General features: G+C 67.2%; 11 protein-coding genes. 4 read left to right on the top strand and 7 right to left on the bottom strand.

Features of this window, described 5'->3' with window-relative positions; all coding sequences use genetic code 11:
* Window positions 1-332: citrate/2-methylcitrate synthase (locus HUX88_RS31600; RefSeq protein WP_301549506.1), on the top strand; the 332-nt coding region annotated here is incomplete at its 5' end.
* On the opposite strand, the gene HUX88_RS31595 is transcribed toward HUX88_RS31600, so the two are convergent.
* From HUX88_RS31595 to alr, 3 genes are all read right to left on the bottom strand, one after another.
* Window positions 313-633: a PilZ domain-containing protein gene (locus HUX88_RS31595; protein ID WP_117009861.1), complete on the bottom strand. Its 321-nt coding sequence runs from the start codon at window positions 631-633 to the stop codon at window positions 313-315. The genes HUX88_RS31600 and HUX88_RS31595 overlap by 20 nt on opposite strands.
* A 73-nt stretch (window positions 634-706) precedes the next feature.
* The gene (gene radA / locus HUX88_RS31590) at window positions 707-2,083 is read right to left on the bottom strand and encodes a DNA repair protein RadA (RefSeq protein ID WP_117009860.1); all 1,377 of its coding nucleotides are present in this window, start codon (window positions 2,081-2,083) and stop codon (window positions 707-709) included.
* A 4-nt stretch (window positions 2,084-2,087) separates the two neighbouring features.
* Complete coding sequence (gene alr, locus HUX88_RS31585) at window positions 2,088-3,182, bottom strand: alanine racemase (protein ID WP_176364342.1); 1,095 nt, start codon at window positions 3,180-3,182, stop codon at window positions 2,088-2,090.
* A gap of 128 nt (window positions 3,183-3,310) precedes the next feature.
* On the opposite strand from alr, the gene lplT reads away from it, so the two are divergent.
* The gene (gene lplT, locus HUX88_RS31580; RefSeq protein ID WP_117009858.1) at window positions 3,311-4,573 is read left to right on the top strand and encodes a lysophospholipid transporter LplT; all 1,263 of its coding nucleotides are present in this window, start codon (window positions 3,311-3,313) and stop codon (window positions 4,571-4,573) included.
* 7 nt (window positions 4,574-4,580) lie between these two features.
* Here the strand turns inward: lplT and HUX88_RS31575 are convergent, their stop codons facing one another.
* From HUX88_RS31575 to tsaB, 4 genes are read right to left on the bottom strand one after another with little or no spacing between them, the layout of a single operon-like run.
* Window positions 4,581-5,600 (bottom strand): DUF1853 family protein, encoded by a 1,020-nt coding sequence (locus HUX88_RS31575; protein ID WP_373886868.1) that lies wholly within the window; start codon window positions 5,598-5,600, stop codon window positions 4,581-4,583.
* On the bottom strand, window positions 5,593-6,606 hold the full coding sequence (locus HUX88_RS31570) for a uracil-DNA glycosylase (RefSeq protein ID WP_176364341.1): 1,014 nt from the start codon (window positions 6,604-6,606) through the stop codon (window positions 5,593-5,595). Before HUX88_RS31570 ends, HUX88_RS31575 begins: the two co-directional genes overlap by 8 nt.
* The gene (gene rimI, locus HUX88_RS31565; protein ID WP_117009855.1) at window positions 6,603-7,073 is read right to left on the bottom strand and encodes a ribosomal protein S18-alanine N-acetyltransferase; all 471 of its coding nucleotides are present in this window, start codon (window positions 7,071-7,073) and stop codon (window positions 6,603-6,605) included. The genes HUX88_RS31570 and rimI overlap by 4 nt, the downstream gene beginning before the upstream one ends.
* The gene (gene tsaB / locus HUX88_RS31560) at window positions 7,070-7,771 is read right to left on the bottom strand and encodes a tRNA (adenosine(37)-N6)-threonylcarbamoyltransferase complex dimerization subunit type 1 TsaB (protein WP_176364340.1); all 702 of its coding nucleotides are present in this window, start codon (window positions 7,769-7,771) and stop codon (window positions 7,070-7,072) included. The genes rimI and tsaB overlap by 4 nt, the downstream gene beginning before the upstream one ends.
* Before the next feature lie 97 nt (window positions 7,772-7,868).
* Here tsaB and HUX88_RS31555 point away from each other — a divergent pair, with 97 nt between their 5' ends.
* On the top strand, window positions 7,869-8,297 hold the full coding sequence (locus HUX88_RS31555; protein ID WP_176364339.1) for a thioredoxin family protein: 429 nt from the start codon (window positions 7,869-7,871) through the stop codon (window positions 8,295-8,297).
* Window positions 8,298-8,347: 50 nt separating this feature from the next.
* On the top strand, window positions 8,348-8,623 hold a 276-nt coding region (locus HUX88_RS31550; RefSeq protein WP_176364338.1), incomplete at its 3' end, for a YafY family protein.

Below are 8,623 nucleotides of genomic sequence, written 5' to 3'. Positions count from 1 at the left end.
TGGCCAGCGGCCGCCCGCTGCCCGCCTTCGGCCACAAGCTCTACGCGGAAGGCGACCCGCGCGCCCGCGCCCTGCTGAAGTTATTGCCGGAATTGCAGCCGCACGCGGCCCTCGCCGCCGCGGCCGAAGCGCAGGCGGGGGAATTGCCGAATATTGATTTCGCGCTGACCGCGCTGGCCACCGCCCATGAACTGCCGGACGACGCGCCCTTCATCCTGTTCGCGCTGGGCCGTTGCGTCGGCTGGCTGGCGCACGCGCTCGAACAAGTGCAGGCGCAGCGCCCGATCCGCCCGAGAGCACGCTACGTCGGACCTAGCGCAGGAACTTGTTGACGGCGCTGGTGGTGATGGAATCCATGTTAAGGAACTGGAAGCCGATCTTGAAATGATCGCCGCTGAAGATGCAATACGTGACTTTGGACCGGCAAGTGAGCACCTGCGCCTTGCCGTCGATGAACAGCTCGAACGACAACTGTCCCATGTGCCCGGCCTCCAGCTTATGCTCGAAGTTAAGCGACAACCCATGGGCGCTGATGTCGATGGTGCGCCCCTGCATCGGCGGCATGCCGTCCATCGCCACCACCGCCTTGGCCCGCACGATCTTGCGCGCGACCGACCTTTGATCAACTGACACTATCCTGTTCCTTTGTACGTATTCAGTTACTAATTATTCAGTATTACCAATTACAACACGTAACAATACAACGTTATTGGATTTCGCGCAGCTTATTGAAGGCATCGTCGATGCGATCGACCGCGATGATGGTCATGCCCTCGATCGGCTGCTTGGGCGCGTTGGCGGTCGGGATCATCGCCGTCGAGAAGCCCAGCTTGGCCGCCTCGCGCAGGCGCTCCTGCCCGCGCGGCGCCGGACGGATCTCGCCGGCCAGCCCGACCTCGCCGAACACCACGAAGCCGCGCGGCAGCGGCTTGCTGCGCATCGACGAATTAATCGCCAGCAGCACCGCCAGGTCGGCCGCCGGCTCGGTGATCTTCACGCCGCCCACCGCGTTGATGAACACGTCCTGGTCGAAGGCCGCGATGCCGGCGTGCCGGTGCAGCACGGCCAGCAGCATCGCCAGCCTATTCTGCTCCAGACCGACCGACAGCCGGCGCGCGTTAGGCAGGTGGCTGGCGTCCACCAGCGCCTGGATTTCGACCAGCAAGGGACGCGTGCCCTCCTGCGTCACCATCACGCAGGAACCCGGCACCTGGTTGTCATGCTGGGACAGGAACAGCGCCGACGGATTCGACACGCCCTTCAAGCCCTTCTCCGTCATGGCGAACACGCCCAGCTCGTTGACCGCGCCGAAACGGTTCTTAATCGCCCGCACCAGGCGGAAGCTGGAATGGTTGTCGCCCTCGAAGTACAGCACCGTGTCGACGATGTGCTCCAGCACGCGCGGGCCGGCCAGCGCGCCCTCCTTGGTCACGTGGCCGACCAGGATGATGGTGACGCCGGTCTGCTTGGCCATGCGCGTCAGTTGCGCCGCGCATTCGCGCACCTGCGCCACCGAACCGGGCGCGGAACTGAGCGCGTCCGAGTACACGGTCTGGATCGAGTCGATGACCGCCACTTCCGGCTTCAGGTCGGCCAGCGTACCGAGGATTTTCTCCAGCTGGATCTCGGCCTGCAGCTTGAGGTCGCGGGCGTCGATGTTGAGCCGCTTGGCGCGCAGCGCGATCTGCGCGCCGGATTCCTCGCCGCTGACGTACAGGACTTTTTTCAGGTGCGACACATTGGCCAGCGCCTGCAACAGCAGGGTCGACTTGCCGATGCCCGGATCGCCGCCGATCAGCACCACGCCGCCCGCCACCAGTCCGCCGCCCAGCACACGGTCGAACTCCTCGATGCCGGTGCCGAAGCGCGGCACGTCGATGGCGTCGATGTCGGCCAGCGACAGCACCGGCGCGGTCTGCGCCAGCGACAAGTGCTGCGGCTGCGAGTAACGGTTGTTGCCGCCCGTCTCGATGACGGTCTCCACCATCGTGTTCCACTGCTGGCAGGAGGCGCACTGTCCGGTCCACTTGGTGGCCGTGCCGCCGCACTCGCTGCAGGTGTAGTTGGTCTTAGCCTTGGCCATCCGCTCAGCCTTCCTGCACCGGCACGCGCTGCGCCAGCGCGCACATCAGCTCATAGCCGATGGTGCCGGCCGCCTCGGCCACCTCGTCGATCGGCATGCCGCGGCCCCACAGCGTGACCTTGCTGCCCACGCGCGCCGACGGCAGGCCGGTCAGGTCCACGGTCAACATGTCCATCGACACCCGACCCACCAGGCGGGTACGCACGCCGTCCACCAGCGCCGGCGTGCCCATCGGCGCGCTGCGCGGATAGCCGTCCGCATAGCCGCAGGCCACCACGCCGATGGTCATCGGACCCTCGGCCTGGAAGCGGCTGCCGTAGCCGACCACGTCGCCGGCCACGATGTGCTGGATGCCGATGATCTCGCTGGTCAGCGTCATGGTCGGCTCCAGGCCGAACGATGCCGCCGTGGCGCCGCCCGGCGAGCCGCCGTACAGCATGATGCCGGGACGGATCCAGTCGTTGCGCAGGGTTTGCTGGTGCATCAGCACGCCGGCCGAATTGGACAGGCTGCGCGCGCCCGCCAGCCCGGCCGTGCCCAGCTCGAAGCGGCGCACCTGCTCGGCGATCGGCAGCAATGGATGCTCGGCGTCGTCGGCGTTGGCGAAGTGGGTGATCATGGTGATGCTGCGCACACAGGCCATGGCGCTCAGGCGCGCGTGGGCGGCGGCGTAGACGTCCGGCATGAAGCCGAGCCGGTTCATGCCGCTGTTCATTTTCAGATGCAGGTCAAATTTGATGCCGCGCGCCGCCAGTCCGGCTTGCGCCGCCTCCAGCCACGCCAGTTGCTCGTTGCAATGGACGGCGGCCTGCAGGTCGTAGCCGGCCATGGTGTTCAGGTCCGCCGGACCGAAGAAACCCTCCAAAAGCAGGATGGGCTTTTTCCAGCCCAGTTCGCGCAGCCGCACGGCGTAGTCGACCTCGACCAGCGCCAGCCCGTCGGCGTCGGCGAAGCCGCGCATCGCCCGCTCCAGTCCGTGGCCGTAGCCGTTGGCCTTGACCACGCCCCAGGCCTTGGCGCCCGGCGCCTGGGCCTTGGCGCAGGCCAGGTTGTGCTTCATGGAGTCGACGTGGATGGTTGCAGCGATAGGCCTGGACATAAGCAATGTGAGCAAAATGGCGAAGGCCGTATTTTACCGTGCGGCGGCCGATCCGCATGGCTCAATTCTTGGGGATACGATCAAAGCATGGTATAAAGCAAGCCAGATAAGTTTTCAGGCATCCCAGAATGAATCGTGGTTTCTATACCATCATGGCAGCGCAGTTCTTTTCGTCATTGGCGGACAATGCGCTGCTCTTTGTCGCGATCGACCTGCTAGTCACCATGAAGTCCCCGGCGTGGATCACGCCACTGCTGAAGCTCTCCTTTACGCTGTTTTACGTGCTGTTGGCTGCATTTGTCGGCGCTTTCGCCGACTCCATGCCCAAAGGCAAGGTCATGTTCATCTCCAACCTGATCAAGGTTGCCGGCTGCCTGCTGATCTTCGCCCACGTTCATCCGCTGCTCGCGTATGCGCTGGTCGGCTTCGGCGCCGCCGTATATTCGCCCGCCAAATATGGCATCCTGACCGAATTACTTCCCGCAGAGAAACTCGTCGCGGCCAACGGCTGGGTCGAAGGCTTGACCGTGATGTCGATCATTTTCGGCACCGTCATGGGCGGCAAGCTGGTCGGTGGACAGGTCTCGTCCTTCCTGCTGGGCCTGGACTTCCCGCTGATTGACACCGGTATCGACACCCCGCCCGAGGCGGCGCTGTGCGTGGTGGTCGGCATCTACATGCTGGCGGCGCTGTTCAACACCCGCATTCCGGACACCGGCTGCGTCTACGGCCACCAGGAACGCAACCCGATCAAGCTGATCACCGACTTCGCCAACTGCTACGGCCTGCTGTGGAAGGACAAGCTGGGGCAGATTTCGCTGGCCGTCACCACGCTGTTCTGGGGCGCCGCGCAGACCTTGCAATTCATCGTGCTGGAGTGGGCCAACCGCACCCTCAAGCTGAGCTATGAACAGTCGACCAGCCTGGTCGGCGTGGTCGCCATCGGCGTGGCGCTGGGCGCGGTGCTGTCGGCGCGCTTCATCTCGCTGCGCAAGTCGCTGAACGTGATCCCGATGGGCATCGCCATGGGCGTCATCGTCATGAGCATGACCCTGGTGAAATCGGTGGCGCTGGCTTATCCGCTGCTGATCCTGGTCGGCCTGCTGGGTGGCTTCTTCCTGGTGCCGATGAACGCGCTGCTGCAGCATCGCGGCCACGTGCTGATGAGCGCCGGCCATTCGATCGCGGTGCAGAACTTCAACGAGAACCTGTCCATCCTGACCATGCTGGCCATGTACTCGCTGATGCTGCGCGGCCACCTGAACCTGGATGTCATCATCGTGCTGTTCGGCCTGTTCCTGGCCGGGACCATGTTCTTCATCATGCGCAAGCATGCGGCCAACCAGCGCGAGTTCGATTCGGTCGCGCTGATCGGCGAGCTGAAACACTGACCTTGCACTAAGCCGGCAGCGCCCCGTCCTGGCGGCGCTGCGCGGCTTGGGCGCGCCAATCGTCGGGCACCACGAAGCCCCGGCTGCGCTCCACCAGCCATTCCCCTTGCTGTTCCAACTCCGCCACCATCACCGGCGCGGATACCTGCGCCATGTGGTCGTGCAGCGCGGCCAGCAGTTCGTCCTTGTTCATCGCGGTGGAGTCCAGCGGCGTCTTCAACGGCGCCAGCCAGTGCAGGCGCGGCATGATGGCGTAGCGGTCGCCGTGCAGGCCTGCGGCCTGTTGCAGCGTGATCCAGAAGCCGTTGCAGTGCGGTTGCGAGATGCCCGGCATGGGCGCTGCGCCCTCGCCGCCCGGGTAGAACAGCCAGCCCTTGACCAGCGCCTGCGCGCGCGCCACCGGCTGCGGCAGCAAGGGCTGCGCGGCCGGGTGGCTGGCCAGCGACAGCTGCTTGTCGAAGATCTTGCGCATCTTGGCGCCCAGCGTGTCGGCCAGGTTGGGGCCGATCAGGCCGTTGAAGTCGGCGCCGGCGTCGCTGGCGTCGAGCAGGTAGAACTTGGTGGCGAATTCCAGGTGGACCAGGTCGTCGCCGTCGCGCAGCAGGAAGTCGAATTCGCCGACGGTGTCGTTGCGGCTGGCGCGCACCTGCAGGCCGTGCGCGACCAGCCGGCCGTGCTCGGCGAAGTAGAAGGCCATCAGTTTTTCGGCGTACAGGCCCAGGCGCGAGTAGTGGCGGGGGCCCAGGGCGGCGTCCAGCGGGATCGGGTCCTGCTCCAGCGCGGCCAGCCAGGCTGCCGTCTCCGGCGATATGGCGCCCAGCGTGGCGATGCGGCCCTGCCAGTGCGGCGAGGCAGGGTCCAGCAGGTCCGGCGCGTCGAGCAGCCAGGCCAGCGCGCGCACGTGCGGGCGGGTCAGGTGCCCCCAGCGCTGTTCGAAGCGGAGTTGATAGCTGTCCGCCGGCGCGTGCCCGGCGAGCGCCCCGGATGAGGACGGGCTCGCGGGCGCGGCGGGCGACTGGCTAGTCACGGGCGGCCTTGGCCAGGCACAGGTCGCCCCAGGCCTTGGCCTTGTCTTCCGGCCGGCGCAGCAGGTCGTCCGGGTGGTAGGTGGCCACCACCGGCAGCTCGGCGGCGCCGTAGCGCATCACCTTGCCGCGCGCGGCCGGTCCCATCATCAGCCCCTTGGCGGCGTACTGGCCGAAGGTCATGGCCATCGTCGCGCCGGTCAGCGCCAGCTCGCGGTCAAGGAACGGACGGCAGGCCAGCAGCTCCTCGCCAGTTGGTGCGCGATCGGCGCCGTCGGCGTCGGAGGGACGGCATTTGACCAGGTGGGTGACGTAGACGTCCTGCTCCGGCTTGAGCGCGATGGCCTTCAGCATGTTGTCCAGCAGTTGCCCCGCTTCGCCGGCGATGGACTGGTTTTCCTTCTCGTCCAGACGGGTCGGCGCGGCGGCGATGGCCATCCATGTGGCGTTGGCGGCGCCGCGGCCGTTCACCGCGTTGCGGCGCGTCTCGCACAGGTTGCAGCGCGTGCAGGTGGCGACGGCGGCTTTCAATTCGGCCCAGTCCATGGCGGCGACGGCCTCGTCGCCGACCGGCTCCGCGCGCGCTGGCGCGGGCGCTTCGTCGAACCAGGCGGTGGAGTCGTCGCCGGACGCGGCGGTCGGCTCGTTCGGCGCGGCGGCCGGTGCGGCCAATGGCACGGCGGCCGACGCATGCGATGGCATGGCGGCCGGTGCGGGCGATGGCATGGCGTCCGGCGCGGATGATGCCGCGACGGCCGGTGCGGGCGATGGCGCGGTGGCCATCGCGGGCCTAGGCTCGGGCTCCCGCGCTGGGGCTGGCGACGGCGGCGCGTCAGCCACGGGTGCCGGCTCGACGCTGCGCGCAGGAGGCGCTTCAGCCATCACCGGCATCGGCTCCTCGCCTTGCACATCCTGCTCGACAGGTTCGCCGGCCACGGGAGGATTGCGCAATTTCCATTGCACGCCCACGCCCATCTCATCGAGGAACACGGCGCTCCGGGCCATCATAAACTGAACCGCATAACGATTGCGTCCTCGCGTTGCTGATTGGCGGCCGGGTAATAGCCCTTGCGCCGACCGATGTGTTTAAATCCGTAGCGCTCATAAATCTCCAGCGCCCGCGTGTTCGATGGCCGCACCTCCAGCAACACCGACTCCATGCCCAGCCCGCGCGCGCAGGCCACGGCCTGGTTCAGCAGGAAGCGCCCCAGGCCCTGCCCCTGCCTCTCCGCCGACACCGCCACGTTGAGCAAATGCGCCTCGTCGACGATCGCCATCAGCAGGAAATAGCCCAGCAAATCGCCCTGCTGGTCGCGCAGCACCCACGCCTCGTAATTGCTGTTGAGCGAATCGACGAAGTTGGTCAGGCTCCAGGGATGCGGATAAACGCTCTCCTCCAGCGCCACCACATCGGGCAAATCGGCCTGCCGCATCGGCTCGTAGTTGAGCCGCGCCAGATCCCACGCCTGCTTCATGCGCCACCCTCGGCAGCCTTGGCGGCCGCCATGTCGCGCCGCTCGGCCTGGGTGTAGGCGATCTTGTTCCGCAAATACAGCGGCTGCGCCTCGGCCGCCGTCACCGTCCGGCCGGCCGCCAGCGCGATGGCCGCCAGCTGCGCGACCTGCTCCGCATGCGGCATCACCTCGGCAAAGCCGCCGCCGGCAAACGCCTCGGCATAGGCCGACAAGCCATTGCCGCAAGCGACCGGCGCGCCCTGGGGCCGCACGGCCTCGGGCGCCGACAGCGCGGGCGGCAGCACCGGCACCGGCGCCGCGCCGTCCGCAAAGCGATACTGCGCCCAGTACACCTCGCCCATGCGCGCATCGAGCACCGCCAGCACCTCGGCGGCGCCGTGCCGCTGATGGCAGGCCAGCGCCATCGCGTCGAGCGTGACCACCGGCACCACCGGCAGGTTGCCGCCGAAGGCCAGGCCCTGCGCGATCCCGCAGGCGGTACGCACGCCGGTGAACGAACCGGGACCGGAGCCGAAGGCGATGGCGTCGCAGTCTTTCAAGGCGATACCGGCTTCGGCCAGCAGTTCCTGTATCATCGGCAGCACCGATTGCGAATGGGTACGCACACCCGAGGACACGCGGCTGATGACGCTCCCGCCGCGCAGCAGCGCGACGGAGGCCAGTTCGGAGGAGGTTTCAATGGCAAGAATAATAGGCATGGCGTATTTTAACCTGCCGGGCTGGCAGGCGCGACCCCGCGCGGGGATGTAGAATACGACCCTTAGGCGCAGAGGCCGCCGTTAGCCGACCAATACCATGCACAGTTTGACCCTCAATTCCGACAATCGCCAGGAGATCGCCGCCGCCCTGGCCGGCGACCGCTGGATCGTGGCCTGCCTGTGCGCGGCCTGGTGCGGCACCTGCGCGTCCTACCGCGCCACGTTCGAGGACGTGGCCGGGCGCCACCCGGACAAGCTGTTCGTCTGGATCGACATCGAGGACCATGCCGACGTCGTGGGCGACCTTGACGTCGACAACTTCCCCACCCTGCTGATCCAGCACCACGAACTGGTGGCCTTCTTCGGCACCATGCTGCCGGACGCCGGGCTGGCGCACCGGCTGGTGCTGGCCCAGTCCGCGCAAAGCGACACCGAACTGGCCGCGCTGGCCGCCAGCAGCGAGGAGCGCATCGGCTGGCAGGCCGACTGCAACCTGCGCACCCTGATGCGCAACGCGCTGGCCTGAGCGCCGGCGACGGCGCCTCCCGCCGCAGCTACCACCGACACGATCCCCGCATGTCCCGCTCCGAACGCCTGCTCACGCTGTTGCAAGTGCTGCGCAGCCATCGGCGTCCCGTGAGCGGCCATGTGCTGGCCGCCGAAACCGGCGTCAGCATCCGCACGCTGTACCGCGACATCGCCAGCCTGCAGGCCCAGGGCGCCGCCATCGAAGGCGAACCTGGCGTCGGCTACGTGATGCGGCCCGGCTTCATGCTGCCGCCGCTGATGTTCGGCCAGGAGGAAATCGAAGCGCTGGTGCTGGGCATGCGGCTGGTCGCCGACAGCGGCGGC

This window comes from Duganella sp. BJB1802, from assembly GCF_013369445.1.
GTDB lineage: Bacteria > Pseudomonadota > Gammaproteobacteria > Burkholderiales > Burkholderiaceae_D > Rugamonas > Rugamonas vulcania_A.
This window is presented reverse-complemented; position numbering and strand designations above follow the sequence as displayed.

Coding starts and splice junctions, on each gene's coding strand:
- HUX88_RS31555 (WP_176364339.1), top strand. CDS start 7,869: ATGCACAGTTTGACCCTCAATTCCGACAATCGCCAGGAGATCGCCGCC.
- HUX88_RS31570 (WP_176364341.1), bottom strand. CDS start 6,606: ATGATGGCCCGGAGCGCCGTGTTCCTCGATGAGATGGGCGTGGGCGTG.
- alr (WP_176364342.1), bottom strand. CDS start 3,182: ATGTCCAGGCCTATCGCTGCAACCATCCACGTCGACTCCATGAAGCAC.
- rimI (WP_117009855.1), bottom strand. CDS start 7,073: ATGAAGCAGGCGTGGGATCTGGCGCGGCTCAACTACGAGCCGATGCGG.
- radA (WP_117009860.1), bottom strand. CDS start 2,083: ATGGCCAAGGCTAAGACCAACTACACCTGCAGCGAGTGCGGCGGCACG.
- tsaB (WP_176364340.1), bottom strand. CDS start 7,771: ATGCCTATTATTCTTGCCATTGAAACCTCCTCCGAACTGGCCTCCGTC.
- lplT (WP_117009858.1), top strand. CDS start 3,311: ATGAATCGTGGTTTCTATACCATCATGGCAGCGCAGTTCTTTTCGTCA.